The sequence below is a fragment of the Mycobacterium sp. THU-M104 genome (genome assembly GCF_049197365.1).
In the GTDB taxonomy this organism is placed as follows: domain Bacteria; phylum Actinomycetota; class Actinomycetes; order Mycobacteriales; family Mycobacteriaceae; genus Mycobacterium.
This window is the reverse complement of sequence record NZ_JBMIOP010000128.1, coordinates 1-24,892: the sequence shown is the minus strand read 5'-3', so window position 1 is coordinate 24,892 and position 24,892 is coordinate 1. Positions and strand designations below refer to the sequence as shown.

Genomic DNA, 24,892 nt, shown 5'->3' with positions numbered 1-24,892 from the left:
CGCCGGAATCTCCGGATCGTCCACCGGCAGGCCATAGCCCACCTCGATCCAGGTGTCCTTGGAGTGGTGACACGAGACGTCGACGGACTCGATCGTGGTGACGTTCTCGATCTCTGCCACATCGGCCGAGCACACCACGCCCAGAATCTGATTCAGGCCCGGGTTCATCCCGGTGCCGTAGAACAACGTCAGCACGTCGGGTCGGGCGGCGATGATCTCCTCGATGCTGCCGGTCGCCTTCACCCCGACGGGCCCGATGCCGGCCAGCTCACCGACGTCCCGGCCGACCTTGTCCGGCGAATAGCAGTGTACGCCAATCAGTTCCAGGTCCGGCTGGTGTTGCAGCCGCTTGATCATCTCCTTGCCGACGTTGCCGGTGGCCACCTGGAACACGCGGACCGGTCGAGCGGGTGCATTCATTCGGCGTCAGTCTTCCTGGTAGAACTGCTTGGCCCACGTTCGGATGGCCGTGAAGCCCTCGTACTCGTCGGTGGCCAGCGCCGGCGGATCCGAATAGCGCTGGTGCTGCCAGATCTGGATGTCCTGGGTGAACTGACGGATCACCTCCTGCCCGAATTCGCACGCCTTCCGCTCGGCCCGCGCCGGATCCTTGCCCGCGCCGGCCCCCGGGCGGCCGATATAGACCATGAACCGGACATCGGAGGTGAACTCGTCGACGGGGGTGATCGCCGAGATCGTCCGGTTGTCGACCATCCCCCAGCTCTTGGTCACCGCGATTCCCAAACCGCCGTTGACGGCGCGCACGCCGCTGTTGACGTCCTCGATCCTCTGGCCGTCGTCGCCCTCGAAGGTGATGGTGAAGTCGACGTAGGACACCGCGTCGCCGAAGTCGTGGCGGGTGAAAACCGGCACGATGGGGGTATTGTGCACGAACTTGAAATGCGCGAAGTCGACCCCGTTTTCGAGCACGTACTGCGGATGCATCTCCAGACTCCCGCGGTACAGGCGCTGTTGGGGGTAGTAGTCGGCGGCGCTGCTGCCGTCGTCGAACGCGGCGAAGACGTCGGGCGCGTCGAAGTAGGGTTCGCGGCGAGCCACGTCGTGCCAGATGTAGACCGAGTCGTTGCGTTCCACCACCGGGTAGATGCGGATCCGCCGGCCACGGTTGGGGTGCTCCTGGTACGGGATGCACACGTTGCGACCCTGCTGATTCCACTGCCACCCGTGGAACGGGCACTGCAACACCTCGCCGACGACCTTCCCGCCGTACCCCAGGTGCGCGCCGAGGTGTTCGCAGTAGGCGTTCATCACGGTGATCTGGCCGGAATCGGTCCGCCAAGCGACCAACTCCTGGCCGAAATACTTCATCGTGTGGACGTCCCCGACGTCGATCTCGTCGGACCAGGCGACTTGGAACCATCCCGTCGGTCTCATCGACAGCGACGGCTTAGCCATCCGATCGGACCATCTGAGCTGCCCTCCTCGCGTACGAATGATAGGGGGCACACACGAGAAATCAAAGTACCCTCTATGAAACTTTCAGGGGTCTCAGTAGGCTCGGCGCTGTGACAGGCACCGGTGTGGCGGGCCGACGTCCCAACCGCCGCGGCCAGGCGACCCGCGAGAGCATGCTGGAGGCCGCGCTGACGTCACTGGCCTCCGGAGATCCGGGCTCGGTGTCGGCCAACCGGATCGCCAAGGAGATCGGCGCCACCTGGGGCGCGGTGCAGTACCAGTTCGGCGACACCGACGGATTCTGGGCCGCCGTGCTGCACCGCACCGCCGAGCGACGTGCCGCGACAATCTCGACGCTGGCCACGCCCACGCAGCCCGAGGTGCCCCTGCGCGAACGCGTCGGCGCCATCATCGACACCCTCTACCGGGGGCTCGCATCGCCGGATTCGCGGGCGATCGAAAACCTGCGGGCCGCGCTGCCCCGAGACCCGAAGGAGCTCGAACGCCTCTACCCGCGCACCGCGGCCGAGCTGTTCTCCTGGGGCAAGAGTTGGCTGAAGACCTGCCAGAACGCCTTCGCCGGGCTCGGCGTCGACCCCGAACGGGTCCAGGAGGTGGCCGCCCTCATCCCCGGCGCAGTGCGCGGCCTGGTGTCCGAGCGTCAGCTGGGCTCGTATGCCGATCTCAACATGGCACGGCGGGGTCTGACCAACGCGTTGGTCGCCTATCTGGAACAGTCCCGGATGGAATGAACAACAGCGACACCACCATCCGCGAAGCGACGCCGAGCGATTTCACCCGCGTCGCAGACATGCACTACCCGGCGTGGCGCCGATCCTGGGCCGGGATCCTCACCGCACCACTGCTCGACATCCTCGGCCCCGCCCGACGCTGGGCGGCCGACATCTACCCCCAGAACCTGGGCCGGCCCGGGTGGAGCATGTGGGTCGCCGAGTCCGGAGACCGGGTGGTGGGCGTGACGATCCTCGGGCCCGACACTGCCGATCCCGATCACCTCCAGATCGACGCGCTCTACATCGACGAGAACTGTCAGCGCCGCGGCCTCGGCGGCCATCTGCTCGACACGGCGCTGAGCGCGCTCCCCCCGGCCGACGCGGTGTTGTGGTGCGCAGAACGAAATGGCAAGGCGCGCCGCTTCTACGAGAAAAAGGACTTCCGGCTCGACGGCCGCACCCTCGACTGGGAGCCGCTTCCCGGGGTGCGGGTGCCGCACGTGGGCTACACGCTCAGGCGTCGATGACGACACACAGGGACGACACACAGGGACGACACACAGGGACGACGCACAGGGACGACGCACAGGGACGACGCACAGGGACGCGATCGCCGCGCGGGCCGACGGTGTGTCGTTACCCGGCCTCGGCGCGCTGCTTGAGTCGCTGCAGGGTGAGCCGAATGTGCTCGGCGTTGGCCGCCGCCCGGTCGGGCACGCCGGTGGCCTTCCCGGCCAGCTTGCGGAACCAGCCGGGACGGCGGTCCCAGGTGCTCTCGGTGACCAGGCAGCCGGCGCCGTCCGCGACGATGTCGTACTGCCATCGGGCGATCGGCAACACCGTGTGGGTCACTTCGAACGCGAACTGGCGACCCGGTTCGGCGTCGGTAACCGTGCATCGGGTGCTCCAGCGGCGGCTGGCGCTCGCGTTGTGACCGGTGAACACGGCACCCGGCCGCACCCCGCGACCCCCGGGGTCCCCCTTGCGCCATTCCATCGCCACCGCCTCCTCGGCTAGGGCGGCCAGCGTCGGCAAGTCGGTGAGCAACCCGTAGACCACCTCGGGCGAGGCGTCGACGCGCACGGTGCCTGTCGCGGAGGGACCTGTCGCGGAGGGACCTGTCGCCAAGGGTCTTGTGGGCTCGCTCATCGCCCGATCATATCGGTGCGGCCCCGCGCAGATGCTCGAAGATCAGCGACGTCTGGGTCCCCGCGACGTCGGCGTCGGCGTTGAGGTTGTCCACCACGAAGGAGCGCAGGTCCTCGGTGTCGCGGGCGGCGACATGCAGCAGGAAGTCGTCGGCGCCGGCCAGGAAGTAGACGTCGCGCACCTGCGGCTTACTGCTGATCCGGTGGATGAAGCTGCGGATCTTGCCGCGCGCATGGGACTGCAGGCTGACCGAGATCATCGCCTGAAGCGGCAGTCCCACGGCCACCGGGTCGATGTCGGCGTAGAAACCCCGGATGACGCCGAGCTCCACCAACCGCCGGACGCGGCCGTGGCACGTCGACGCGGCGATTCCGACCGTCTCGGCAAGTGCGGTATTGGTGATGCGGGCATCGGCGTGCAGCAAGGTCAGGATTTTGCGGTCCACGTCGTCGAGGTCGGCGGGTCGAACATCCTTCGGCGGGCCACCCCGTTCGCGGCCCAATACAGTTTTTTCCGCACCCATCGAGCTATATTATCGAATCATTGCCGCCCTGTTTGCTAAGCACTCGAACTTTCTTCACACTTGGAGCAGTCAGTCCGAAATTCGTGCCAGGGGGCGAATATGCGCGTCGGAGTTCCGACGGAGACCAAGAACAACGAGTTCAGGGTGGCCATCACCCCAGCCGGTGTCACCGAACTGACCCACCGCGGCCACAAGGTGCTTGTGCAGGCCGGCGCCGGCGAGGGTTCCGCGATCGCCGACGCGAAATTCAAGACGGCCGGCGCGCAACTCGCGGACACCGCCGAACAGGTGTGGGCCGAGACGGACCTGGTGCTCAAGGTCAAGGAACCGCTGCCCGCGGAGTACGGCTTCCTGCGGCGGGACCAGGTGCTCTTCACCTACCTTCACCTGGCCGCGTCCCACTCCTGCACCGATGCGCTGCTGGCCTCCGGCACGACGTCGATCGCCTACGAGACGGTCCAGACCGCCGACGGCGCACTGCCTCTGCTGGCGCCGATGAGCGAGGTCGCCGGGCGTCTGTCGGCTCAAGTCGGCGCCTATCACCTGATGCGGACCCAGGGCGGTCGCGGCGTGCTGATGGGTGGGGTGCCCGGCGTCAAGGCCGCCGACGTCGTGGTGATCGGCGCCGGCACCGCCGGCTACAACGCCGCTCGCATCGCCGGCGGCATGGGCGCCTCCGTCCGCGTCCTGGACGTCGACGTCAACAAGCTGCGGCTGCTCGACGGGGAGTTCGGCGGCCACCTCAGCACCCGGCACTCCTCGAAGTACGAGCTGTACGGAGCAGTCAAGCGCGCCGACCTGGTGATCGGGGCCGTCCTGGTACCCGGCGCCAAGGCACCCAAGCTGATCCCGAACTCGCTTGTCGCACAGATGAAGCCGGGCGCCGTGCTGGTGGACATCTCCATCGACCAGGGCGGCTGCTTCGAGGACTCACGCCCGACCACCCACGACAGCCCTACGTTCCCCGTGCACGGCACGGTGTTCTACTGCGTGGCCAACATGCCCAGCGCGGTGCCCAAGACATCGACCTATGCGCTCACCAACGCCACGATGCCGTATGCGCTCCGGCTCGCCGACCAGGGTTGGCGGGTGGCATGCCGGTCAGACCCGGCTCTGGCCAAAGGGCTTTCGACGCACGATGGCGCGCTGCTGTCCGAACGGGTGGCAGCCGACCTGGGCCTGCCGTACACCGAGCCGGCGAGCGTACTCGCCTGATGCCGGCTAGAATTCTGTACACGACGACGCTGCCGCTCGCCGGGGTACGGGCCAAACCTGTCAAACCTGTCAAACCTGTCAAACCTCGTCGATGAAGCGGTGCGGACGCACCAGCGGATCGAGGTGACTCCGCAAGGGCGCCGGGCCGCGGTGGTCCCCAGCGATCAGGAACTCATGCGTGAAGCCCGGAGGGGCGAGGCTGAAAACGGTGAGCTCTTCTCACTCGAGGAGGTAACGGCGGAGCTGCGCCCCGCCGGCCGGCTGCCGCGGTGAGCTACCGCGTCGAATTGACGGGGGCGGCAAAGAGGGCGCTGACCGAGCTGTTGCCCGAAAATCAGTTGCCTTCGCCTGCTGGGAGTTCATCGGAGGCCCGCTGGCGGAGAATCCCCATCAAAGTGGGTAAGGCTTCGCGGTCAGTTGGATGGCCGGTTCGCGGCGCGTCGAGGCGAATTTCGCTTGCTTTGTCCGATTTTCGAGGACAGAGTCGTCTTCCGCGTGATCCACATCGCGCATCGTCGTGCCGTTTATCGATGACGCAATGCTGTCGAGTTCCGCACGCTGTCGCCGCACGCGGTTTTTGTCCACAGGGCCACCGCGTCGGGGGATGGTGACCGCTCACGCTGACTGAACGCCCGGACTCGGGGGCGTCGACGGAGCCGTGCCGGGGGCTTTGGGGCCCCTGCTGGGCAGGGCAGGCACTGCGATGGAGCCGTACTGGGGGCAGTAGGCCTGGATCGCGGCTCCCGTGAAGTAGGCGGCGTTGAGCGGCGGCCAGCTGGTGGCGCTGATGACCCGGGTGATCAGGTCCGCGTTGCTGGTGTCGGGGTTGTTGTCGAGCATGGCGCAGACGACGGTTTTGGCGACCCGGATTGCCTGATCGGTTGCGCCGTAATTCATTCCGGAGGTGTCGAGGTTGGCAATGAATGCGTCGTCGGTGGCGTCCGCGCGGGCCGGTGCGGCGAACGCGACGGAAAAGACTATCAACGCGATGGCTCGCACCACCATGACACCTCCTCGTAGTCGAATTCCGCGGCGTCCGGTGGCTGGCACTGGAGAGTAGCGACGAGAACTACCCGGAGTTTTAACCGGCCTCGGAAGTGGGTCGCCGCGACGGTGGTGTGATCTCGCCGGGAGCTGCCAGCTGTTGCGTTCGCACGCGCCGGGCCTGCCGCTGGAGGCCGTAGGCCCGATCTTTCATGCAATTCCGCGTCTGCTGCGGAGAGTAGCCCTCCCCGCTGGTGAACACGATCAGCGCGGAGAAAGGTGCCCCGGTGATCGCCGGGGCGAGGCTGCATGCGGGCAAGGCAACGGGCTGCGAGTTAGCGATCGAGTCACCAGGTAGCGGCGCGCTCTTGCTCGGTGCTGGGCGGTTAGGATCGGTTCGCCAGTGCTCGCCACGACGTGGTTTAGGCGAAAAACAAGGAAGAATGCTGGGTGCCGAACGACCAGATCCTTTGTTGCGGCTGGACGCCACAGCGGAGGCGATCTCGGGCCTGCGTGATGTTTTCGCCGCCGAAGAGCCGGTAGGTAATGTCTTGGCGCGGATTGCCCAGATCGCTTTGAGGGCGATTCCCGACGCCGATGCCGTCAGTATCACGGTGATCAGCGACGGCAGCGCCTGCAGCACTCAGGTGAGCACTGATGAGCGGATCATGGCCTTGGATCGCGTTCAGCAGGAGTTCGGGCGAGGGCCGTGCATGCAAGCGGCTCAGCAGCGTCGACCCGTCCGTGTGGAGATTTCCGCCGCGGATGGGGATCGATGGCCAGAATTCGCTGCGCAGGCGAAAAAGCTTGGTGTTCGGGCCTGCTTGTCGGCGCCGTTGCTCGTCGATGACGCCGAACCCGAACTTGTTGGTTCGCTTAATGTTTACAGCTATACCGCGTCGGCGTTCGACCCGTTCGACGAGGGACTGGTCCGGCTGTATACGGTCACGGCCGGCCAAGCGATCATCAACGCCCGCCGGTGGCAAAAGACTCGGGACACCGTGGTCAGCCTGGAACGCGCGTTGACCTCGCGGGCCGAAATCGATCGAGCAAAAGGGGCGCTGATGGCCATCCACGGTTGCGACGCCGACGAGGCGTTTCAGCGGCTCGTCAGGGGATCGCAGGAGCAAAACGTCAAATTGCACGAGGTTGCTCGACAGCTGCTGGGACGGCTTCGCCGACCCGGGGAGTAGATCGCAAGTGGTCCGGGGGTTGTGGGTCGGGCGATGGCAGCGTCGCCAGAGCCGTCGGTCAGATAGCCGTCGGTCAGATGTGTGGCGGTTGACGGGTCACGCGGGTCGCTGGGACGGTTGGGGCGACCAATCGTCAGCGCTTCCAGCGCACTGGCCCGATCCATAGCGCAGAGCGGTTGGCTTGGGGGTTGCGGTGGTGGGTGACTGTGACTTGCGTTGTGGCCGTGTCGATGTGGGCGGGATGTTTCTGGTCGTAAATGGCCCGGCGCTGCGGGTCACGCAGTCGCGCGTACGCGGCTAGAACCTGCCGAAGCTGGGTTTCTGCATCAGCGGGCGAGCCCGCATAGTGGGTGTCGGGGTGAAGGGCGCGGAGCTTCACCCGGAAGGCGTGAGTGATTTCAGTGGGGGTTGCTGTAGGTGTCACGCCCAGCACTGCATAAAGGTCGGCGGGATCGGCACTCTGGTTCATCACTGGCGGGTTCATCACTGGCGGGTTCATCACTGGCGGGTTCATCACTGGCGTCGTTGGTCGAAGATGAGAGCGTGGGGTGCATGCCGGGGGTGTATCGGCCCGTCAACACTCCGAAACTTCCGGGGGAAAACTTCCGGGGGCTGCTGGCGTGATGTGGCTCCGGTGGGCGCGGCCCGCCGCCCCACAGGAGGGGGAGCGGCGGGCCACATCACACGGGCCACACCACATTAAGCGGTATTCACGTATCGCCCAGTGCTGTTTGGCGTGCCACGTCGGTGGCGGTGCGCGCGTAGGTCAGTACCCGCGTCGTGCGCGTGGTGAGGTCGCTGTGGACGGCACGCGAATCGCTGCCCGCTTGTTTGGTCATCGGTCAGGGCATCACCTCCGTTCGGCAAACGCCAGCGGTCAGGTACGGGTTGTGCACGGAGGAGACCGCTGGGTGGGCCACACCGGATCCTGACGCCGCCGGATGGATCCCTGTCTGTTGCCGAGAGGTGCCCCGCAGGGTCGGTCGAAGGTTGTGGTGAGGCAGGCGACCTGGGTGGGGCGTGGCCGTGCGGCGGGCGCTTCGACGCAAGCCCCGGCGAACGGGTACTCGGCCAACGCCGTTTCGCGCTGGACGCGCATCCATTCGGCGCCCACGATCGCCTCGGCCTCTTCGAGCAATGCCTCCGTTAGCGTGTCGGTGGTCATCTTTTTGTCACCCCCTTCGCTTGCGCGCCGCTGCCAGAGCGGTCAAGCGTTGATCGCCGTCTTTTGGCCGTCGTGACGAATCTCGATGCGCCGCGGCTTGGCCTTCTCAGCCACCGGGATCGTTAGCCGTAATACACCATCGTGGTAGTTGGCTTCGATCTTGTCGGTGTCGAGGTTTTCGCCGAGGAAAAGCTGGCGGTGGAACACGCCGCGTTGGCGTTCGGCGGACAGCATCTCCCGGTTTTGGTCTAGGCTTGGGCGCTCGGCACGCACGGTGAGCATGTTGCGCTCCACGTCGAGATCCAGCGAATCCGCGTTTACGCCAGGCAGATCGAATTCGACGATGAAGTTGTCGCCGTCTCGCCAGGCATCCATGGGCATCGCCGCCGGCCGGGCGGCGGTGCCGAAGACCTGTTGGGTCCAGCGGTCGAGATCGCGGAACGGATCTGTACGCATCAATGCCATGATTTCAACCCCCGATCAGGGACAGGATCTATGTCTACGGACATAGTTTTTTGATAGCACTAGATGTATATTTACGCAAGTCCCAGTGAGAATCTTTTCCGAGGAGAAACCGTTGGCCGACGACTCGACAGCCCGATCCGCGCGCGGTCTCTACGGCATCTCGGTGACCTCCGAGCTGTCCGGGATCGCCCCCCAGACGCTGCGGCTCTATGAGCGGCGTGGACTGCTGAGCCCGTCGCGCACCGAAGGGGGCACCCGCCGCTACAGCGACGAGGATCTCCAACGCCTGCAGCGCATCACCGAATTGGTCGACCAAGGCATCAACCTCGCCGGCATTGCCCAGATCCTGGACCTGGAAACAAAAAATAACCAACTGTTATCCGACTACACCCAGCTCGAGCTGCTGAACGCCAAACTGAAAGTCAGCCGCCGGCCGGCGGCCGGTCGCAGGGTGTATCGGGAAGAAAGAAGGGAGGGGTCATGAAGGACATCGAGCACAGGCTTCTGCCCGACGACGCACCCGAGGCGGATGTGATCGAACAGCGTCTTGTCGTCGATGCTGACGGCGAACCCGGGCTGGACACGAGCCAGCTCGACACACTTCGTGATCGGCACGTCGACGAGGCCGACGTGATCGATCAAGCCACCGTCGTGCCCGCCCTGGAGGAAATGATCGAGACGCTACGCAGCACGTCGGCCGTTCGGCTGCACTAGGTTAGGCATTCCCGGCGGTAAGGTCGCGCAGCCATTGCGGCTGGGTGCTGGCGCGCTCGCTCACAGCAAATAAGTTTCCCCAGGTGGCACGCGCAACAGCGACGGCGGCGTTGTCGACGTGCTCGGCATGCTGGTCTTCGGCGATGGCGACCAGCGCGTCCGCCAGGTTGACCGGATTAATCCCGTGTCGCTTCGCGGTGTACATCAGTTCGACGAATGCTTGGTCGACGCGGTAGCGCCGCAGGGTGACCAGGACTCCTTCGGCGCTATCGAGAATTCGCGCGCCGGTGCGGCGCGAGTCGCGAGGCCGACGTGGATACTCGGCCATGGCTGATCATCTCCTCTCCAAGGAGAAACGGCTGTAGGTGGGTGGTGCTGGCCGTGGACACCACCCACCGACTGCTCAGGCGATGGCCTTCTGTTTGAGGCCGGTCGTAATCGCGATCTTGCGCGGCTTGGCCTGCTCGGCCACCGGAACCGTCAGCCGCAGCACCCCGTCGGTGTAGCTGGCGCCGATGTGCTCGGTATCGAGCTGGTCACCGAGCAACAGCTGCCGGCTGAACACCCCGTGCGGACGCTCCGCGGCCACCCAGTCACGGCCCTCATCGCCTACGTAGGGCCGCTCGGCGCGCACCATCAGCGTGCCCTGGTCGGCCGTAACGTCGATCGAGCCGGGATCGACGCCGGGCAAGTCAAGCTCCACGACGAACTTGTCGCCATCACGCCAGACATCGATCGGCATCACCGCCGGCCGCGCGGCGGTACCAACGGCATTCCCCCACAGTTGGGTGAGTCGGTCGAGATCACGGAAGAGCGGCTCAAACCCCAACATTGTCACCACCTCCTGTTCGCTGGTCGATTATCTACTTCATTCGATACAGATAATCTATGTACTCGAGATCATATTCCCGCGTCCCCGCTAGACCCCGCGTCCCGGCTAGGCCAGCAGGCCGGAGATGATGTCGGCCGCCGGTCCGGCTTGCGCATGCTGGAACGACGCTCCGGCCCACAACGGAAATCCGTTCGGGTCCTCGATGGCCGCGGCAGCTTCCCGGATCGGCGAGGTCATCTGGTTGACCTCCGGGTAGCCCAGCGGCGCCACGTTGTCGAGCATCCGGGTGAAATCGTTTTCCAGCCCGCGCGCATAGCGTCCCGAGAACGCCCGTGTCACAACGGTGGTGGCGAACAGCGGGTTCTTCATGGCCGTGCGGTGCGCGGGGTTGGTGCCCGCCTCGTCGGCCAGCAGCAATGCGGTGCCGACCTGCGCGGCCACCGCCCCCCGGGTCAACGCGTCGGCGACGTCGCGCGCGGTACCGAGGCCACCGGCCGCGATGAGCGGTACGTCGTGCGCACTGCGGATCCGGGCGAGCAACTGGTGCAGCGACTCGTTCGCGGGCTCCCTGTCGGGGGCGAACGTGCCGCGGTGTCCGCCGGCGGCCGGTCCCTGGACGACCAGGCTGTCTGCGCCGGCAGCGACGGCCACACCGGCCTCATAGGCCGAGGTCACTGTGACCATCACCAGCAGTCCCAGCGCCCCCAACCGGTGGACGACGTCGGGCGACGGCACGCCGAAGGTGAAGGAAACCAGCTCGGGGCGCACATCGGCCACCACCTCGAGCTTGCGCTCCCAATCGTCGTCGTCGCCGTACTCGGGCCGGCCGACCTCGACCTGATAATGATCGGCGATCTCGACGAGTTCATCCGCGTAGTACTCCAGCTGCAGCCAATCGGCGACGCTGGGTTGGGGCACGAACAGGTTGACGCCGAGCGGGCCGGTGGTCGCCGCGCGCGCCGCTGCGATGTCAGCGGCGAACTGCTCGGCGGTGCGGTGCCCGCCCGGGATGAAACCCAGCCCTCCCGCGTTGGACACCGCGGCGGCCAGCGCCGGGGTCCCGGGACCGCCGGCCATCGGCGCACCCACGATGGGAACCGCGATGTCCCAAAAGCCCAGTACCATCTGCGCTAATTTACCATCGCCCGAAGTTGTTGGGGCAGATAGCGTTTCGAGGTATACGGACCGACAACAGCGGCGCCGTACCGTTGGCTCAGCAGCTTGCGGGCCACTGCGTTGACCTCCTCGAGCTCCACCTCGTCGATCCGCCGCAGCGTGTGCTCGATACTGCGGTGCCTGCCGTAGTTTAGTTCGTTGCGGCCCAGGCGGCTCATCCGGGAACTTGAATCCTCCAGCCCCAGGACCAGCCCGCCGCGCAGTGAGCCCTTGGCGATCCGGCATTCGGCGTCGGTGATGCCGTCGCGGGCCACCGCGCCGAGCACTTCGCCGGTCACCCGCATGACGTCGGGGAAACGCTCCGGCAGGCACGCGGCGTACACCGACAGCGCGCCGCTGTCGGCGAACATGTCGAGCGAGGAGCAGATCGAGTAGGCCAGCCCGCGCAGCTCGCGCACCTCTTGGAAGAGCCTGGAGCTCAGGCCGCCTCCCAGCGCGGTGTGCAACACCGACAGCGCCCAGCGGTGCCCCCAGCCGCGCCCCGGCGTACGCACGCCCAGCGCCACGTGGGTCTGCTCGGACTCGCGGTGGTTCAGCGCCAGGCGGGATGCCGCCTGCACCCGTCCCGCGCCCTTGCGGGGGGCCACGGACCGGCGTCCTCGGACCAGATGCGCACCGAAGTGCTCGCGCACCAGAGCGACCACCCGGCCGTGCTCGACGTTGCCGGCCACCGCGACGACCATGCGTTCCGGCCGGTAGCGGCGCACGTGAAAGGAGTGCAGCTGGGTCCGCGTCATCGCCGACACGGACTCCGCGGTGCCGATCACCGGGCGGCCCAACGGGTGGTCGCCGAACAGCGCCGACAGGAACATGTCACCGAGGGCGTCCTCCGGGTCGTCGTCGCGCATGGCGATCTCCTCGAGGACGACGTCACGTTCGAGCTCGACGTCCTCGGCGGCGCAGCGACCGTTGAGGACAACGTCGGCGACCAGCTCGACCGCGAGCTCAAGGTCATTGTCCAGCACGTGCGCGTAGTAACAGGTGTGCTCCTTGGCGGTGAACGCGTTCAGCTCCCCGCCGACGGCATCCATCGCCTGCGCAATGTCCACCGCGGTGCGGGTCGGGGTCGCCTTGAACAGCAGGTGCTCCAGGAAGTGCGCGGCCCCGGCCACGGTCGAGCCCTCGTCCCGCGAGCCGACCCCCACCCACACCCCGACCGACGCGGAGCGCACGGCGGGCAGATACTCGGTGACCACCCGCAGCCCACCTGGCAGGGTGGTGCGGCGCAGTGCAGCACGGTGTTCCGGTTTCGATTCGGTGCCGTGCCCACCCCGGCGCAGGGAAGCCACGGCAAGGGACCTGGACCCGCCGGGCGGGTCGGCTACCGGCCCCCGACGATCACCTCGCGGCATCGGCCGGTGCGGCCCCCGAGTCGGAAAGCGTCTCGGAAGCGGCACTGTCGTCGACCAGGACCAGCGAGATCTTGCCCCGCTTGTCGATGTCGGCGATCTCGACCCGCAGCTTGTCACCGACGCTGGCGACGTCCTCGACCTTCGCGATGCGCTTGCCCTTGCCCAGCTTGGAGATGTGTACCAGCCCGTCACGGCCCGGCAGCAGCGACACGAACGCGCCGAAGTCCGTGGTCTTGACCACGGTCCCCAGGAACCGCTCGCCCACCGTCGGCAGCTGCGGGTTGGCGATCGCGTTGATCCGGTCGATGGCGGCCTGCGCCGACGGGCCGTCGGTGGCGCCGACGAACACGGTGCCGTCGTCCTCGATGGAGATCTGCGCGCCGGTCTCCTCGGTGATGGCGTTGATGACCTTGCCCTTGGGGCCGATGACCTCGCCGATCTTGTCGATCGGGACCTTGATGGTGGTCACCCGCGGGGCGTAGGGGCTCATCTCGTCGGGGGCGTCGATGGCCTCGGCCATGACCTCCAGAATGGTCAGCCGGGCGTCTTTGGCCTGCTCGAGCGCGCCCGCGAGCACCTGGGACGGAATCCCGTCCAGCTTGGTGTCCAGCTGCAGCGCGGTGACGATGTCCTTGGTGCCGGCGCACTTGAAGTCCATGTCGCCGAACGCGTCCTCGGCGCCCAGGATGTCGGTCAGGGTCACGAAGCGGCGCTCGGTGCGGCCGTCGATCTCGACGTCGTCGGAGACCAGGCCCATCGCGATGCCGGCCACCGGCGCCTTCAGCGGCACCCCGGCGTTGAGCATCGCCAGGGTGGATGCGCAGACCGATCCCATCGACGTCGAACCGTTGGAACTCAGTGCCTCCGAGACCTGGCGGATCGCATACGGGAAGTCCTCGACGCTGGGCAGCACCGGCATCAGCGCCCGCTCGGCCAGCGCGCCGTGCCCGATCTCGCGCCGCTTGGGCGTACCGACGCGGCCGGTCTCGCCGGTGGAGAACGGCGGGAAGTTGTAGTGATGCATGTAGCGCTTGGTCGTCTCGGGCCCCAGCGAGTCGATCCGCTGGGCCATCTTGACCATGTCCAGCGTGGTCACGCCCAGGATCTGGGTTTCGCCGCGCTCGAACAGCGCACTGCCGTGCGCCCGCGGCACCACGGCGACCTCGGCGCTCAGCGCGCGGATGTCGGTGACGCCCCGGCCGTCGATGCGGAAGTGGTCGGTGAGGATGCGCTGGCGGACCAGCTTCTTGGTCAGCGACCGGAAGGCGGCGCCGACCTCCTTCTCCCGGCCTGCGTAGGTCCCGGAATCCCCAGCCAGCCGCGACAGCACCTGCGCCTTGAGCTCGTCGGTGCGGTTGTTGCGCTCGTTCTTGTTCGCGATGGTGAGCGCGGCGGCCAGCTCGTCGGTGGCCACCGAGGCGACCGAGTAGTAGACGTCCTCGCCGTACTCCGGGAACACCGGGTATTCGCCGATGGGTTTGGCGGCCCGGTCGGCCAGCTCCCGCTGGGCCTTGCACAGCGTGGCGATGAAGGGCTTCGCAGCTTCCAGACCCTGAGCCACGACGCTCTCCGTCGGTGCCGGAGCGCCGCCCGCGACGAGCTCGATGACGTTCTCGGTGGCTTCGGCCTCGACCATCATGATGGCCACATCCGACTGGCCCTGTCCGCCTTCGCCGACGATTCGCCCGGCCACCACCATGTCGAAGACAGCCCGTTCGAGCTGCTCGACCGTGGGGAAGGCCACCCAGGTGCCGTCGATGAGCGCGACGCGCACACCGCCGATCGGGCCGGAGAACGGCAGGCCGCTCAGCTGCGTGGACGCCGAGGCGGCGTTGATCGCCAGCACGTCGTAGAGGTCGTTGGGATCCAGGCTCAGGATCGTGACCACGACCTGGATCTCGTTGCGCAGGCCGTCGGCGAACGACGGGCGCAGCGGGCGGTCAATGAGCCGGCAAGTCAGGATCGCGTCGGTGGAGGGCCGCCCCTCACGCCGGAAGAATGACCCGGGGATGCGGCCGGCCGCATACATGCGCTCCTCGACGTCGACTGTCAGCGGGAAGAAATCGAAATGCTCCTTGGGGTTCTTGCTGGCGGTGGTCGCCGACAGCAGCATGTTCTCGTCGTCCAGGTAGGCGACGACGGCCCCGGCGGCCTGCTGGGCCATCCGGCCGGTTTCGAAACGAATCGTGCGGGTGCCGAAGCTTCCGTTGTCGATAACGGCGGTCGACTCGAACACACCCTGGTCAATCTCAGCTACAGACATCTGCGTCCGTACAGCCTCTCTGGATAGTCAGCTTTTTTTGCGTCGCCATGCTCGCTTCGAGAGACCTGGCCTGGATACGAAAGCGGCCATCGATCGAAGCAGCCGGACATGAGCCCGGCAGCCACTACCGAAGACCGGTCGATACAGACTCAGCAACTCCGTCATGACACGCTGGGACGGCACACGCAGATCGCGTGAACCCCACCTGATCGGGCCGATGAGAGCCAGAACGACCTCACTCTACACGCCCGATCCGGCTCGGCGAACCGGCGGCGGCACGCACTGACGATGGTCAGGACTGACCGGGCGCCCCGTGCACACCGGCGGCACGCACTGGCGGCACGCACTGGAGGCACGCACTGGAGGCAAGCCCGGAAATTCGACTTCCGAACGAGAACATCCTTGAGATCCGAACCGGTCCGAACCGGTCCGAACAGGTCCGAACAGGTCCGAACAGGTCCGAAGCGTCGGCGCCGAAAGGGGACGCGTCAGGTCAGCGACGCAGACCCAAGCGCTCGATGAGGGAGCGGTAGCGCTCGACGTCAAGCTGGGAGACGTACTTCAGCAGTCGCCGCCGACGCCCGACCAGCAGCAAAAGGCCCCGCCGCGAGTGGTGGTCGTGCTTGTGCACCTTGAGGTGCTCGGTCAGATCCGCGATCCGCTTGGTCAGCATCGCGACCTGCGCCTCAGGGGAACCCGTGTCGGTCCCGTGCAGGCCGTAGGTGGCCAGGATCTCTTTTTTCTGCTCGGCTGTCAGCGCCACGAAAACAACTCCATCAATCGGTCCGCGATGAGTGAGATATTTCGGCGCGGCCACCGCGAACCGCAGCACGCGCCAATGTCGCCCGGGAGTCTAGCAGCCGGACGAAGCGGCCCCGCTTCGTCAATCCCCGCTTCGTCAATCCCCGCTTCGTCAATCCCCGCTTCGTCAGTCTTTGAGCAGGGCGCGCGTACGTTCGGTATCGGCACCCATCTCCTCGATCAGGTCGCTGACCGCATCGAATTTCTTCTGGCCGCGGATACGTGCGACGAAGTCCAACGCCACATGCTGCCCATACAGATCGGCGGTCCTGTCCAGCACGAACGCCTCGACTGTGCGGGTGCGCCCGGAGAAGGTCGGATTGGTGCCGACCGACACTGCGGCCTGATAACGCTGCCCCGGCACCACGGTGCCTGTCACCGGTCCATGTCCCAGCACGGTCAACCAGGCGGCGTACACGCCGTCGGCCGGGATGGCGGCATACATCGGCGGCGCCACGTTGGCGGTCGGATAGCCCAACCGGGCGCCTCTCCCATAGCCGCGGACGACGACGCCCTCGACGCGGTGCGGGCGGCCCAGCGCCTCGGTGGCCGCCATCACGTCGCCCGCGTCGACGCACGACCGGATATAGGTGGAGGAGAACGTCACGTTCTCGTTGCTGTGATGCTCGGACAGCAGCGACATCGACTCGACGGCGAAACCGAATCGCTCACCCGCCTTGCGCAGGGTGTTGACGTTGCCTGCCGCCTTCTTGCCGAAAGTGAAGTTCTGCCCCACCACGACCTCCACCACATGCAGGTTCTCCACCAGCAGCTCGTGGACGTAGCGCTCAGGGGTGAGTCTCATGAAGTCCGTCGTGAACGGCATCACCAGGAAGACGTCGATGCCCATCTCCTCGACCAGTTCGGCGCGGCGGGCGAGCGTCGTCAGCTGGGCCGGATGGCTACCGGGATAGACGACCTCCATCGGGTGTGGGTCGAAGGTCATCAGCACGGACGGTACGTCGCGTGCGCGGGCCGCCTTGACCGCGTGGGCGATCAGTTCGGCATGTCCCCGGTGCACACCGTCGAACACCCCGATGGTGAGGACACATCTGCCCCAGTCCGTGGGGATCTCATCTTGGCCGCGCCAGCGCTGCACGGCCCCAAGCCTACGGCTCCCGGTCGCGCGTCGCGGCGTAACGTCCGGTTGGCACGATGCGGCCGGCGCACGTGCCGGTTCCGGTCGAGTGCCTAAACTTCTGGCTTGTGAGGGCTGACGACGAACAGGGTGGCCTGACCGCGGTCGGTCAGGATTACCTCAAGGCCATCTGGAACGCCCAGGAGTGGTCGCCGAAAGATGCCCTGCACACGGTGAGCACAAAGATGCTGGCGGCCAGGATCGGGGTGTCGGCGAGCACGGCCTCGGAGTCCATTCGCAGACTTGCCGAACAGGGCCTCGTCGACCACGAGAAGTACGGCGCGGTGTCGTTGACCGAGGCGGGCCGACGGGCCGCGCTGGAGATGGTTCGCCGGCACCGGCTGCTGGAGACCTTCCTGGTCAACGAACTCGGCTACGACTGGGACGAGGTTCACGACGAGGCCGAGGTGCTCGAACACGCGGTGTCGGATCGTCTGGTGGCCCGCATCGACGCGAAGCTGGGATTCCCGCAGCGCGACCCGCACGGCGACCCGATCCCGGCCACCGACGGGCAAGTGCCCACGCTTCCGGCGCGACAGCTGTGGGCCTGCGGCGACGGCGACTGCGGGACCGTGGCACGCATCTCCGATGCCGACCCGGAAATGCTGCGCTATTTCGCCGACGTCGGGATCAATCTCGACTCGCGGCTGCACGTGCTGACCCGCCGCGAATTCGCGGGGATGATCTCGGTGGCGGTCGAAACCGCCGACGGCGCCGAGACGACGGTCGACCTGGGCAGCCCCGCGGCGCGGGCGATCTGGGTGGTGGGCTGAACGGCGCGATTGCGTTCAGTCGGCCGGCAGCGCCCTGGCGATGCGGGTGCCTGTCGTCGAGGCTGTGATTGTGCAGGCCCCCACTCGCACTTTGTCTGCAGATTTACCGGCTCGGCGAAGGGTCTACAGCGTCGCCGGGCGGATCACCACCACCGACGTGGTCCGGGGCCCCTCGTCGCGCAGCAGCGCCATCACGCGGCCGTCGGGGCCGCAGGCGGCGTAGACGCCGTCGATGTCGGCCGCCGGCAGGGGCCGGCCGTGTCCGGTGGCCACGGCCTCCTCGGCGGTCAGGTCGCGGCGGGCGAACATCAGCAGGCAGGCTTCGTCCAGGGTATGGGTCAGCGTGGGCCGCTCGGCCAGCTCGTCGAGCGAGTTCGCCTGGTCCAGCCCGAAGCGGCCGACGCGCGTGCGCCGCAGCGACGTCAGGTGCCCGCCCACTCCCAGCGCAGCCCCCAGGTCGCGAGCCAGCGCCCGGACGTAGGTGCCCGACGAACAGTCGACCTGCACATCGAGGTCGACGCACTCGCCGTGGGATCGGCGCGCCACCACGTCGAAGCGGTCGATGCGCACCGGCCTGGCCGCCAGCTCGACGGGCCGGCCCTCGCGGACCAGGCGGTAGGCGCGCCGGCCGTCCACCTTGATGGCGCTGACGGCCGAGGGCACCTGCGCGATGTCGCCGCGCAGCCCGCCGACCGCGGCGGCGATCGCCCCGTCGGTCAGGTGCCCGGCCGGGACGCCGCGCAGCAGTTCGCCGTCGGCGTCCTCGGTGGACGTGGTCTGCCCGAGCCGGACGGTGGCGGCATAGGACTTGGGCGCCGCCGTCAGCAGGCCGAGGATCTTGGTGGCGCGGTCGATTCCGATCACCAGCACACCCGTGGCCATGGGGTCCAGCGTGCCGGCGTGCCCGACCCGGCGCGTGGAGAAGATGCGCCGACACCGCGCCACGACGTCGTGGCTGGTCATCCCCGCCGGTTTGTCGACCACGGCCAATCCCGGTTCACGCCCCGGTTCACGCCCCGGTCCGCACGGACCGTCGCTCATAGGACGATGCTCACAGGACGATCGCGGTGAGTACCAGCCCGCGCTCGACCGACCAGCGGCCCCGCAGCGCGGTGAGCGGCGGACCCGACAGCGCCTGCGGATCGATCAGGATCTTCGAGACGAACGCCCCCATGGTCCCGGCGCCGGACGGGTCGACGTCGAACATGATGTGTGCGTCCTCGAAGCCGAGCCACCTGTTCGTCAACGGGAACCACGCCTTGTACGTCGCCTCCTTGGCGCAGAACAGGATCCGGTCCCAGTGCAGGCCGTCGGGCAACGCGGCGATCTCGTGGCGCTCCTCGGTCAGCGTGATCGCGTCCAGCACCCCGTTGGGCAGCACGTCGTGCGGTTCGGCGTCGATGCCGACCGAACGCACCGCGTCGGCGCGGCCCACCACCGCCCCGCGGTAGCCCGTGCAGTGGGTGAGACTGCCCACCACGCCGTCGGGCCAGCAGGGTTGTCCCTTGTCGCCCTTGAGGATCGGCACCGGCCCCACACCGAGCTGACCCAGCGCGGTGCGGGCACAGTGCCGCACGGTCACGAACTCGTTGCGCCGCTTGGCAACCGACTTGGCGATCAACGGCTCCTCTTCGGGCAGCGGCGCCAAACCCGGCGGGTCACAGTACAGCTCCGAATACGCGAGGTCCTGCGACACCGTCTCGGGCAGCACCGCCGACACCAGCATGCGCGCCATCATCGGGACTGCCGCTGGCGCACTCGATCCCGGAACTTGGCGGCCTGCTCGCGCATCTGCGGGGTGATCTCGAAGTGGCCGCCGAAGTCGTTGAGGTAGCCGGGCGGGTACTGGGGGTCGGGCAGCACTTGGCGTAGCCAACTGTGGGGCGTACGGCGCCGCCACTCCCGCGGGTAGCCCACCGAGACCTCCTCGAAACGCACGTCGTCGTACCAGGTGGTGCGTGGGATGTGCAGGTGGCCGTAGACCGAGCACACGGCGTTGTAGCGGGTGTGCCAGTCGGCGGTCTTGGTGGTCCCGCACCACAGCGAGAACTCCGGGTAGAACAACACGTCACAGGGATCGCGGACCAGCGGAAAATGATTGACCAACACGGTCGGCGTCATCCAGTCGAGCTGTTCGAGCCGGGCGCGGGTGGTGGCCAGCCGGTCCCGGCACCACGCGTCGCGGGTGGCGTAGGGCTCCGGCGACAGCAGGAACTCGTCGGTGGCCACCACGTTGCGCTCCCGCGCGATCGTCAGGCCCTCGGCTTTGGACGTGGCCCCCTCCGGCAAAAAGCTGTAGTCGTAGAGCAGGAACATCGGCACGATCGTGGCCGGGCCGCCGCGTTCGGTCCACACCGGGAACGGATGTTCGGGCGTGACCACGCCCATCTGGTCGCACATGGTGACCAGGTACTCGTAGCGGCTGCGCCCGAAGATCTGCTTGGGGTCCCGGTTGGTGGTCCACAGCTCATGGTTGCCCGGCACCCAGATCACCTTGGCGAACCGCCGCCGCAGCAGGTCGAGCGTCCAGCGGATCTCGTCGGTGCGTTCGGCGACGTCGCCCGCGACGATCAGCCAGTCCTCCGGGGACGACGGGTGCAGCGACTCGGCGATCGGCTTGTTGCCCAGGTGCCCGGTGTGCAGGTCGGACACCGCCCACAGGGTGGGCTGGGGGGTGGGCTGGGAGGTGGACTGGGAGGTGGACTGGGAGGTGGGCTGGGGGGTGGGTCCCCCGCTCGTCGACTCCTGCCCGGCCATGGACAACCAGCCTAACGACCCGCGCCGAGCGAGCCCTGCCGCGTCCGTCGTTTACCCGGGTTCGGCTGTGACGGCGACCACGCGACTTGTACACTCCCGGCGAAGAGACCGCCGAGGGCATCGGGCCGAGGGCATCAGGGGGTGTCGTGTTCGCCAACGTGCGTCTACTGGGCGCGCTGGGGGCAGTGCTCACAGCGGTCATCGGCGGCGCGTCAGGCTGGCAAAGCGCCCCGGCCGCACCGGGAACACCAGGCCCTGCTTGGCCCGTCGAGCTGCGGTCGACGGGCCGGCCGCTGGAAACGACCATGAAGAGCCCGATCCTGGCGACCACCGACCCGCGTCCGTTCGACGCATGCGAAGACATCCCGTTTGACGCCCTGCAACGGCTGGGCCTGGTGTTCACCCCGCCCGAACATGAGGACGCCCTGCGCTGCCACTTCGACGCGGGCAACTATCAGCTGGCCGTGGAACCCATCATCTGGCGCACCTACGCCCAGACGCTGCCCCCCGACGCGGTCGAGACCACCATCGCGGGCCACCGCGCCGCGCAGTACTGGGTGATGAAGCCGACCTATCACAACGACTTCTGGTACCGATCCTGCATGGTCGTGCTGAAGACCAGCTACGGCGTGATCCAGCAGGCGCTGTATTACTCGACCGTCTACTCCGACCCCGACGTCGACTGCATGGCGACCAACCTGCAGCGCGCCAACGACCTCGCGCCGTACTACAAGTTCTGACCGGATCCGGCCGGGCCGGGGTGGGGTGGGGTGGGAATAGCCTGGGCACCGTGAGTACGACAGCGGCCCGCCCCGCCCGAACCGACCTGCGCGACCTGACCGAGCAGGCGGGCGACCGCGTCCTGAGCCGGCTGCTGGGCCTGCCGCGGGCGAGCACCGAGTTCACCGTGGACCGCGTCGAAATCCCGATGCGCGACGGGGTGCGGCTGGTGGCCGACCACTACGCCCCCATCACCTCGACTCCCGCGGGGACGCTGCTGGTGCGCGGGCCCTACGGGCGCCAGATTCCGTTCTCCACGGTGTTCGCCCGGCCCTACGCGGCCCGGGGTTACCACGTCGTACTGCAGAGCGTACGGGGCACCTTCGGGTCGGGCGGCGCGTTCGAGCCCATGGTCAACGAAGCCTCCGACGGCGCCGACACCGCCGCCTGGCTGCGTGAGCAGCCGTGGTTCACCGGCCGCTTTGCCACCCTCGGTGTGTCCTACCTGGGGTTCACCCAATGGGCGCTGCTGGCGGATCCTCCGCCGGAACTGGCCGCCGCCGTCATCACCGCGGGTCCCCACGATTTCAACGCTGCCGTCTGGGATACCGGTTCGTTCACCTTCAGAGACTTTCTGGGTTGGAGCGACCTGGTCGCACGTCAGGAGGACCCGCAGCGCCTGCGCGCCGTGCTGCGCCAACTCCAGGCCAACCGCAAGCTCACGCGGGCCGCCGCCGTGCTGCCGATGGGTGTCGGGGCGCGGACCCTGCTGGGCGAGGGCGCACCATGGTTCGAATCATGGGTCGAAAACAGCGATCCGCAGGACCCGTACTGGGATGCGATGCGGTTCACCGGGGCGCTGGACCGCGTGCGGGTGCCGGTGCTGCTGGTCGGCGGCTGGCAGGACATCTTTGTGCGCCAAACCCTGCAGCAGTACGCGCACCTGCGCGACCGAGGCGTCGACGTCGCGCTCACGGTCGGGCCGTGGACGCACGCCCAACTGCTCACCAAGGGGCTGAGCACCAGCATTCGGGAATCCCTCGACTGGCTCGGCGCCCACCTGGGTAGCGCGCCGGCACGGCGCCGGCCCAGCCCGATCCGCGTCCGCGTCACCGGGCAGGGCTGGCACTCTCTTCCCGACTGGCCGCCCGCCACCACCGGACGCGCGCTGTACCTGCGCCCCGGCGGTCACCTGGGCGAGACAGCCCCCACGGACCCGGCGGGTCTGGCACCGGCGACATTCCGCCACGAGCCCACCGATCCGACACCCACCGTCGGCGGTCCGCTGCTGTCGCCGGGCGCCGGTTACCGCGACGACACCGGGTTGGCGGCACGTGACGACGTGCTGAGCTTCACCAGCACCACCCTCACCCACGATCTGTGCGTGTACGGGAGCCCGGTGGTCGAGTTGGTGCACACCTCGGACAATCCCCACGTCGACTTGTTCGTCCGGGTGAGCGAAGTGGACGCCAAGAGCCGGTCCCGCAATGTCAGTGACGGCTATCGGCGGCTGGCGCCCCCGGGCGCGGTCACCGACACGGTCAGAGTCGAACTCGACGGAATCGCCCACTGCTTCCGGGCCGGCTCACGCATCCGTCTCCTGATCGCCGGCAGTTGGTTTCCCCGCTATGCGCGCAACCTCGGCACGGGCGAACCGGCGCTGACCGGCGAGCGGTCCGAGCCGGCCACCCACGCGGTGCACTACGGGCGCTCGCGGCTGGTGCTTCCCGTGGGTCCGCCGGATGTGTCGCCCGATCGCGTCGCGGACTCGGCCGGCGAACCCGGTTGAGGCTGCTGCGAATTCCCGGGTAGGTGTTTGGGGGCACGCCCCGTCCTGTGCAGCCATCAGCGGTGGATCGGCAGCACGTCGAGCACCAGCCAACGTCCTTTCTCTTTTGCGAGCAGCACTTGGAGCGCGATCACGGTGTGGCGGGCGACGATATCGGGCCTGCTCTGGGTGCCGCGCATGAGTACCGCGACCCTGGCCGCGGACTGATTGATCCCTTCCACGCCCGCAGCGATCAACTCGACGTCGGCGGTGACCATGTTCTTGGCCATCGCAGCGGTGGCCTTGCTGTAACGCTGCTTGAACGCGCCAACCCGATCGGGCGCCATCAAAGCTGTGGCGCGGTTGAGGGATGCGGTCGGGTCCAGCGGCGAAAACGACGAACTTGCCTGTGCCATGCTGGCGGCGATCCGCGCCACCGTGGACGAGTCCTGGTCGATATCGCGGATCGGCGACATCACCCGGAAATATCCGACGGCGACCATGGCCGCGACCGCGCCGGCCATCACCGTGGCGACGATCAGTCGTATCCACGGATGGGCGTCACCGGTGCCGATGGTCACCGAATAGCGGCGTCGCCAAACGACATTTGCGACCACCGATGCGGCCACCAACAGTGTCAGCGCCGAGCAGGCAGCGGCCCACCACGCCGGCCAGCGCAGCATGATCCCGATCGCCGCCAGCGCCGCGATGATCGCCGCGGGCGCGACCACATCGAAAAGCATTGCCCGCCAGAAGTTTCGCCGGAACAGCACGCCAGACAGCTTCCTTAACTTCTTCATCCAACAGTGACCATTCTGGAGATCAGGAGTTTGCCATCTACGTTGCTGACGTCGAGCAGGAGGTTCCAGGACATTCTCTGAGGTTTGGGGGCATCGCCCTGGCTTACCGACGCGGCGATCACCATGACTGTATCGGTGCGGGTGGCCTGGCTCGGCGGTGCGGGCACCGGCGATGCGGAACGCTGAGCGGCAGCGTCATTCCCCGAAAGCGACTGCGGGGATTCGAGGGCCACCGCTTCGATACGTCCCACACTATGTAGGTGTTTGTGCAGCACGTCGCGGTAAGGCGCCAGCTCCGAGTCGAAATCCGCGTTGAATGCTCCCGCCGTCCCCTCGCGCAAGCGGCGGAAGTTGGCGTCGAGGTCACTGGCCGTGGTGGAGATGAACGTGCGCGTCCACTCGGCGGCAGCGGTCATGACGCGCGCGTTGTAGGCGCGTTTGTTGACATCATCGCGATAAGCCGACCAGAGGAACAGCCCCAGCCCCAGCAGGGCAACCGAGGCCAGCACCAGGACCGTCGACGCGGCCCCGTATCCGGAGAAGACCCGAGTTGCCCCCGCGTGGCCGTGGCCGTCTTCGGCGCGGGGCGGGTCGCCGATCGCGTCGGCTCCGTCCGCGAGTTCGCATTCCGGCTCCGCTGCCGGTCCCTCGACGGTTTCACCTTCAGCCATCCTGACAGGCTATCAGTATGAAGAATAAGCAGTGCGAAGAATAAGCAGTGCACAGAATAAGTTGGGCCACAATGTAAGTCGCATTTTCACGGCAACGTGCCACGCGCACGTCGGGGTTCATATTTCACGCGGTGGGGCAGGTAAAGCCTTTGCGCTGGTGCCGATTCCGCTACGAATTTGACGCCACCGCGGTCACGACGACGGTGATGGTGTCGACACCGGGGTCAGAGGAGATGACCAGTTGGGAGGCGTCGGCTGACGATGTCACGGCGCCGCCGGTGAC

The 24,892-nt window shown here is 67.3% G+C and carries 30 protein-coding genes and 1 pseudogene; 10 read left to right on the top strand and 21 right to left on the bottom strand.

All coding sequences use genetic code 11. The features are described 5' to 3' along the window. Both ACOJVU_RS11295 and ACOJVU_RS11290 read right to left on the bottom strand, forming a co-directional pair. Positions 1-420, bottom strand: a pseudogene (locus ACOJVU_RS11295) (dihydrodipicolinate reductase); the annotation flags it as partial. A gap of 6 nt (positions 421-426) precedes the next feature. After that, positions 427-1,416 carry a Rieske 2Fe-2S domain-containing protein gene (locus ACOJVU_RS11290; RefSeq protein ID WP_421529867.1) on the bottom strand — a complete coding sequence of 330 codons (990 nt, stop codon included), beginning with the start codon at positions 1,414-1,416 and terminating at the stop codon, positions 427-429. Positions 1,417-1,589: 173 nt separating this feature from the next. On the opposite strand from ACOJVU_RS11290, the gene ACOJVU_RS11285 reads away from it, so the two are divergent. Next, complete coding sequence (locus ACOJVU_RS11285; protein WP_421529868.1) at positions 1,590-2,168, top strand: TetR/AcrR family transcriptional regulator; 579 nt, start codon at positions 1,590-1,592, stop codon at positions 2,166-2,168. Continuing rightward, complete coding sequence (locus tag ACOJVU_RS11280; RefSeq protein ID WP_421529866.1) at positions 2,165-2,677, top strand: GNAT family N-acetyltransferase; 513 nt, start codon at positions 2,165-2,167, stop codon at positions 2,675-2,677. The genes ACOJVU_RS11285 and ACOJVU_RS11280 overlap by 4 nt, the downstream gene beginning before the upstream one ends. A 109-nt stretch (positions 2,678-2,786) precedes the next feature. Here ACOJVU_RS11280 and ACOJVU_RS11275 read toward each other — a convergent pair whose 3' ends face one another. Further along, positions 2,787-3,299, bottom strand: coding sequence for an SRPBCC family protein (locus tag ACOJVU_RS11275; protein WP_421529865.1), 513 nt, complete (start codon positions 3,297-3,299; stop codon positions 2,787-2,789). A gap of 7 nt (positions 3,300-3,306) precedes the next feature. Then, positions 3,307-3,822: an Lrp/AsnC family transcriptional regulator gene (locus ACOJVU_RS11270; protein ID WP_421529864.1), complete on the bottom strand. Its 516-nt coding sequence runs from the start codon at positions 3,820-3,822 to the stop codon at positions 3,307-3,309. Positions 3,823-3,921: 99 nt separating this feature from the next. On the opposite strand from ACOJVU_RS11270, the gene ald reads away from it, so the two are divergent. Both ald and ACOJVU_RS11260 read left to right on the top strand, forming a co-directional pair. After that, on the top strand, positions 3,922-5,037 hold the full coding sequence (gene ald / locus ACOJVU_RS11265) for an alanine dehydrogenase (protein ID WP_421529863.1): 1,116 nt from the start codon (positions 3,922-3,924) through the stop codon (positions 5,035-5,037). Positions 5,038-5,136: 99 nt separating this feature from the next. Beyond that, positions 5,137-5,310, top strand: a complete 174-nt coding sequence (locus tag ACOJVU_RS11260) for a hypothetical protein (protein ID WP_421529862.1) — start codon at positions 5,137-5,139, stop codon at positions 5,308-5,310. Positions 5,311-5,427: 117 nt separating this feature from the next. On the opposite strand, the gene ACOJVU_RS11255 is transcribed toward ACOJVU_RS11260, so the two are convergent. Both ACOJVU_RS11255 and ACOJVU_RS11250 read right to left on the bottom strand, forming a co-directional pair. After that, positions 5,428-5,622 (bottom strand): hypothetical protein, encoded by a 195-nt coding sequence (locus ACOJVU_RS11255; RefSeq protein ID WP_421529861.1) that lies wholly within the window; start codon positions 5,620-5,622, stop codon positions 5,428-5,430. Positions 5,623-5,652: 30 nt separating this feature from the next. Further along, positions 5,653-6,042, bottom strand: coding sequence for a DUF732 domain-containing protein (locus ACOJVU_RS11250; RefSeq protein ID WP_421529860.1), 390 nt, complete (start codon positions 6,040-6,042; stop codon positions 5,653-5,655). Positions 6,043-6,275: 233 nt separating this feature from the next. Between ACOJVU_RS11250 and ACOJVU_RS11245 the strand changes: the two genes are divergently transcribed. Further along, positions 6,276-7,214 carry an ANTAR domain-containing protein gene (locus tag ACOJVU_RS11245; RefSeq protein ID WP_421529859.1) on the top strand — a complete coding sequence of 313 codons (939 nt, stop codon included), beginning with the start codon at positions 6,276-6,278 and terminating at the stop codon, positions 7,212-7,214. A 133-nt stretch (positions 7,215-7,347) separates the two neighbouring features. Here ACOJVU_RS11245 and ACOJVU_RS11240 read toward each other — a convergent pair whose 3' ends face one another. The 3 genes from ACOJVU_RS11240 to ACOJVU_RS11230 all read right to left on the bottom strand — a co-directional run bounded on the left by ACOJVU_RS11240 (position 7,348) and on the right by ACOJVU_RS11230 (position 8,844). Continuing rightward, positions 7,348-7,728, bottom strand: a complete 381-nt coding sequence (locus ACOJVU_RS11240) for a J domain-containing protein (RefSeq protein WP_421529858.1) — start codon at positions 7,726-7,728, stop codon at positions 7,348-7,350. A gap of 196 nt (positions 7,729-7,924) precedes the next feature. Next, a complete protein-coding gene (locus tag ACOJVU_RS11235; protein ID WP_407688159.1) occupies positions 7,925-8,053 on the bottom strand; it encodes a hypothetical protein in 129 nt (42 codons plus the stop codon). 368 nt (positions 8,054-8,421) lie between these two features. Further along, complete coding sequence (locus ACOJVU_RS11230; protein ID WP_421529857.1) at positions 8,422-8,844, bottom strand: Hsp20/alpha crystallin family protein; 423 nt, start codon at positions 8,842-8,844, stop codon at positions 8,422-8,424. A gap of 112 nt (positions 8,845-8,956) precedes the next feature. Between ACOJVU_RS11230 and ACOJVU_RS11225 the strand changes: the two genes are divergently transcribed. Next, positions 8,957-9,328 carry a MerR family transcriptional regulator gene (locus ACOJVU_RS11225; protein WP_421529856.1) on the top strand — a complete coding sequence of 124 codons (372 nt, stop codon included), beginning with the start codon at positions 8,957-8,959 and terminating at the stop codon, positions 9,326-9,328. After that, entirely contained in the window at positions 9,325-9,558 is a 234-nt protein-coding gene (locus tag ACOJVU_RS11220) for a hypothetical protein (RefSeq protein WP_421529855.1), read from the top strand. Before ACOJVU_RS11225 ends, ACOJVU_RS11220 begins: the two co-directional genes overlap by 4 nt. Before the next feature lies 1 nt (position 9,559). Here ACOJVU_RS11220 and ACOJVU_RS11215 read toward each other — a convergent pair whose 3' ends face one another. From ACOJVU_RS11215 to ACOJVU_RS11185, 7 genes are all read right to left on the bottom strand, one after another. Further along, the gene (locus ACOJVU_RS11215; protein ID WP_421529854.1) at positions 9,560-9,886 is read right to left on the bottom strand and encodes a hypothetical protein; all 327 of its coding nucleotides are present in this window, start codon (positions 9,884-9,886) and stop codon (positions 9,560-9,562) included. A gap of 75 nt (positions 9,887-9,961) precedes the next feature. Continuing rightward, positions 9,962-10,399, bottom strand: a complete 438-nt coding sequence (locus ACOJVU_RS11210) for an Hsp20/alpha crystallin family protein (protein ID WP_421529853.1) — start codon at positions 10,397-10,399, stop codon at positions 9,962-9,964. 96 nt (positions 10,400-10,495) lie between these two features. Beyond that, positions 10,496-11,515, bottom strand: a complete 1,020-nt coding sequence (locus tag ACOJVU_RS11205; RefSeq protein ID WP_421529852.1) for a nitronate monooxygenase — start codon at positions 11,513-11,515, stop codon at positions 10,496-10,498. A 5-nt stretch (positions 11,516-11,520) separates the two neighbouring features. Further along, positions 11,521-12,918: a M16 family metallopeptidase gene (locus ACOJVU_RS11200; protein ID WP_421529851.1), complete on the bottom strand. Its 1,398-nt coding sequence runs from the start codon at positions 12,916-12,918 to the stop codon at positions 11,521-11,523. Further along, entirely contained in the window at positions 12,905-15,181 is a 2,277-nt protein-coding gene (locus ACOJVU_RS11195) for a polyribonucleotide nucleotidyltransferase (protein WP_421529850.1), read from the bottom strand. Before ACOJVU_RS11195 ends, ACOJVU_RS11200 begins: the two co-directional genes overlap by 14 nt. 493 nt (positions 15,182-15,674) lie before the next feature. Further along, positions 15,675-15,944 (bottom strand): 30S ribosomal protein S15, encoded by a 270-nt coding sequence (gene rpsO / locus ACOJVU_RS11190; protein ID WP_421529849.1) that lies wholly within the window; start codon positions 15,942-15,944, stop codon positions 15,675-15,677. Between the two features lie 165 nt (positions 15,945-16,109). Further along, positions 16,110-17,081 (bottom strand): bifunctional riboflavin kinase/FAD synthetase, encoded by a 972-nt coding sequence (locus tag ACOJVU_RS11185; protein WP_421529848.1) that lies wholly within the window; start codon positions 17,079-17,081, stop codon positions 16,110-16,112. Positions 17,082-17,188: 107 nt separating this feature from the next. On the opposite strand from ACOJVU_RS11185, the gene mntR reads away from it, so the two are divergent. Beyond that, positions 17,189-17,893 (top strand): manganese-binding transcriptional regulator MntR, encoded by a 705-nt coding sequence (mntR, locus tag ACOJVU_RS11180; RefSeq protein WP_421529847.1) that lies wholly within the window; start codon positions 17,189-17,191, stop codon positions 17,891-17,893. A gap of 123 nt (positions 17,894-18,016) precedes the next feature. On the opposite strand, the gene truB is transcribed toward mntR, so the two are convergent. The 3 genes from truB to ACOJVU_RS11165 are packed head-to-tail and all read right to left on the bottom strand — an operon-like array spanning position 18,017 to position 20,650. After that, positions 18,017-18,934: a tRNA pseudouridine(55) synthase TruB gene (gene truB, locus ACOJVU_RS11175; protein WP_421529846.1), complete on the bottom strand. Its 918-nt coding sequence runs from the start codon at positions 18,932-18,934 to the stop codon at positions 18,017-18,019. A 10-nt stretch (positions 18,935-18,944) separates the two neighbouring features. Beyond that, a complete protein-coding gene (locus ACOJVU_RS11170) occupies positions 18,945-19,631 on the bottom strand; it encodes a 4'-phosphopantetheinyl transferase family protein (RefSeq protein ID WP_421529845.1) in 687 nt (228 codons plus the stop codon). Next, on the bottom strand, positions 19,628-20,650 hold the full coding sequence (locus ACOJVU_RS11165) for a metallophosphoesterase family protein (RefSeq protein WP_421529844.1): 1,023 nt from the start codon (positions 20,648-20,650) through the stop codon (positions 19,628-19,630). Before ACOJVU_RS11165 ends, ACOJVU_RS11170 begins: the two co-directional genes overlap by 4 nt. A gap of 146 nt (positions 20,651-20,796) precedes the next feature. Here ACOJVU_RS11165 and ACOJVU_RS11160 point away from each other — a divergent pair, with 146 nt between their 5' ends. After that, on the top strand, positions 20,797-21,390 hold the full coding sequence (locus ACOJVU_RS11160; protein WP_421529843.1) for a DUF3558 domain-containing protein: 594 nt from the start codon (positions 20,797-20,799) through the stop codon (positions 21,388-21,390). Positions 21,391-21,440: 50 nt separating this feature from the next. Then, on the top strand, positions 21,441-23,159 hold the full coding sequence (locus ACOJVU_RS11155; protein ID WP_421529842.1) for a CocE/NonD family hydrolase: 1,719 nt from the start codon (positions 21,441-21,443) through the stop codon (positions 23,157-23,159). Positions 23,160-23,215: 56 nt separating this feature from the next. Here ACOJVU_RS11155 and ACOJVU_RS11150 read toward each other — a convergent pair whose 3' ends face one another. Continuing rightward, positions 23,216-23,938, bottom strand: a complete 723-nt coding sequence (locus ACOJVU_RS11150; RefSeq protein WP_421529841.1) for a hypothetical protein — start codon at positions 23,936-23,938, stop codon at positions 23,216-23,218. Next, complete coding sequence (locus ACOJVU_RS11145) at positions 23,935-24,609, bottom strand: hypothetical protein (protein ID WP_421529840.1); 675 nt, start codon at positions 24,607-24,609, stop codon at positions 23,935-23,937. The genes ACOJVU_RS11150 and ACOJVU_RS11145 overlap by 4 nt, the downstream gene beginning before the upstream one ends. Positions 24,610-24,892: the final 283 nt, after the last annotated feature.

Coding starts and splice junctions, on each gene's coding strand:
- ACOJVU_RS11280 (WP_421529866.1), top strand. CDS start 2,165: ATGAACAACAGCGACACCACCATCCGCGAAGCGACGCCGAGCGATTTC.
- ACOJVU_RS11220 (WP_421529855.1), top strand. CDS start 9,325: ATGAAGGACATCGAGCACAGGCTTCTGCCCGACGACGCACCCGAGGCG.
- ACOJVU_RS11205 (WP_421529852.1), bottom strand. CDS start 11,515: ATGGTACTGGGCTTTTGGGACATCGCGGTTCCCATCGTGGGTGCGCCG.
- ACOJVU_RS11170 (WP_421529845.1), bottom strand. CDS start 19,631: ATGATGGCGCGCATGCTGGTGTCGGCGGTGCTGCCCGAGACGGTGTCG.
- ald (WP_421529863.1), top strand. CDS start 3,922: ATGCGCGTCGGAGTTCCGACGGAGACCAAGAACAACGAGTTCAGGGTG.
- ACOJVU_RS11270 (WP_421529864.1), bottom strand. CDS start 3,822: ATGGGTGCGGAAAAAACTGTATTGGGCCGCGAACGGGGTGGCCCGCCG.
- ACOJVU_RS11290 (WP_421529867.1), bottom strand. CDS start 1,416: ATGGCTAAGCCGTCGCTGTCGATGAGACCGACGGGATGGTTCCAAGTC.
- ACOJVU_RS11250 (WP_421529860.1), bottom strand. CDS start 6,042: ATGGTGGTGCGAGCCATCGCGTTGATAGTCTTTTCCGTCGCGTTCGCC.
- ACOJVU_RS11150 (WP_421529841.1), bottom strand. CDS start 23,938: ATGAAGAAGTTAAGGAAGCTGTCTGGCGTGCTGTTCCGGCGAAACTTC.
- ACOJVU_RS11165 (WP_421529844.1), bottom strand. CDS start 20,650: ATGGCCGGGCAGGAGTCGACGAGCGGGGGACCCACCCCCCAGCCCACC.
- ACOJVU_RS11195 (WP_421529850.1), bottom strand. CDS start 15,181: ATGTCTGTAGCTGAGATTGACCAGGGTGTGTTCGAGTCGACCGCCGTT.
- ACOJVU_RS11235 (WP_407688159.1), bottom strand. CDS start 8,053: ATGACCAAACAAGCGGGCAGCGATTCGCGTGCCGTCCACAGCGACCTC.
- ACOJVU_RS11285 (WP_421529868.1), top strand. CDS start 1,590: ATGCTGGAGGCCGCGCTGACGTCACTGGCCTCCGGAGATCCGGGCTCG.
- truB (WP_421529846.1), bottom strand. CDS start 18,934: ATGAGCGACGGTCCGTGCGGACCGGGGCGTGAACCGGGGCGTGAACCG.
- ACOJVU_RS11230 (WP_421529857.1), bottom strand. CDS start 8,844: ATGGCATTGATGCGTACAGATCCGTTCCGCGATCTCGACCGCTGGACC.
- ACOJVU_RS11145 (WP_421529840.1), bottom strand. CDS start 24,609: ATGGCTGAAGGTGAAACCGTCGAGGGACCGGCAGCGGAGCCGGAATGC.
- ACOJVU_RS11240 (WP_421529858.1), bottom strand. CDS start 7,728: ATGAACCCGCCAGTGATGAACCCGCCAGTGATGAACCCGCCAGTGATG.
- ACOJVU_RS11200 (WP_421529851.1), bottom strand. CDS start 12,918: ATGCCGCGAGGTGATCGTCGGGGGCCGGTAGCCGACCCGCCCGGCGGG.
- ACOJVU_RS11215 (WP_421529854.1), bottom strand. CDS start 9,886: ATGGCCGAGTATCCACGTCGGCCTCGCGACTCGCGCCGCACCGGCGCG.
- ACOJVU_RS11275 (WP_421529865.1), bottom strand. CDS start 3,299: ATGAGCGAGCCCACAAGACCCTTGGCGACAGGTCCCTCCGCGACAGGT.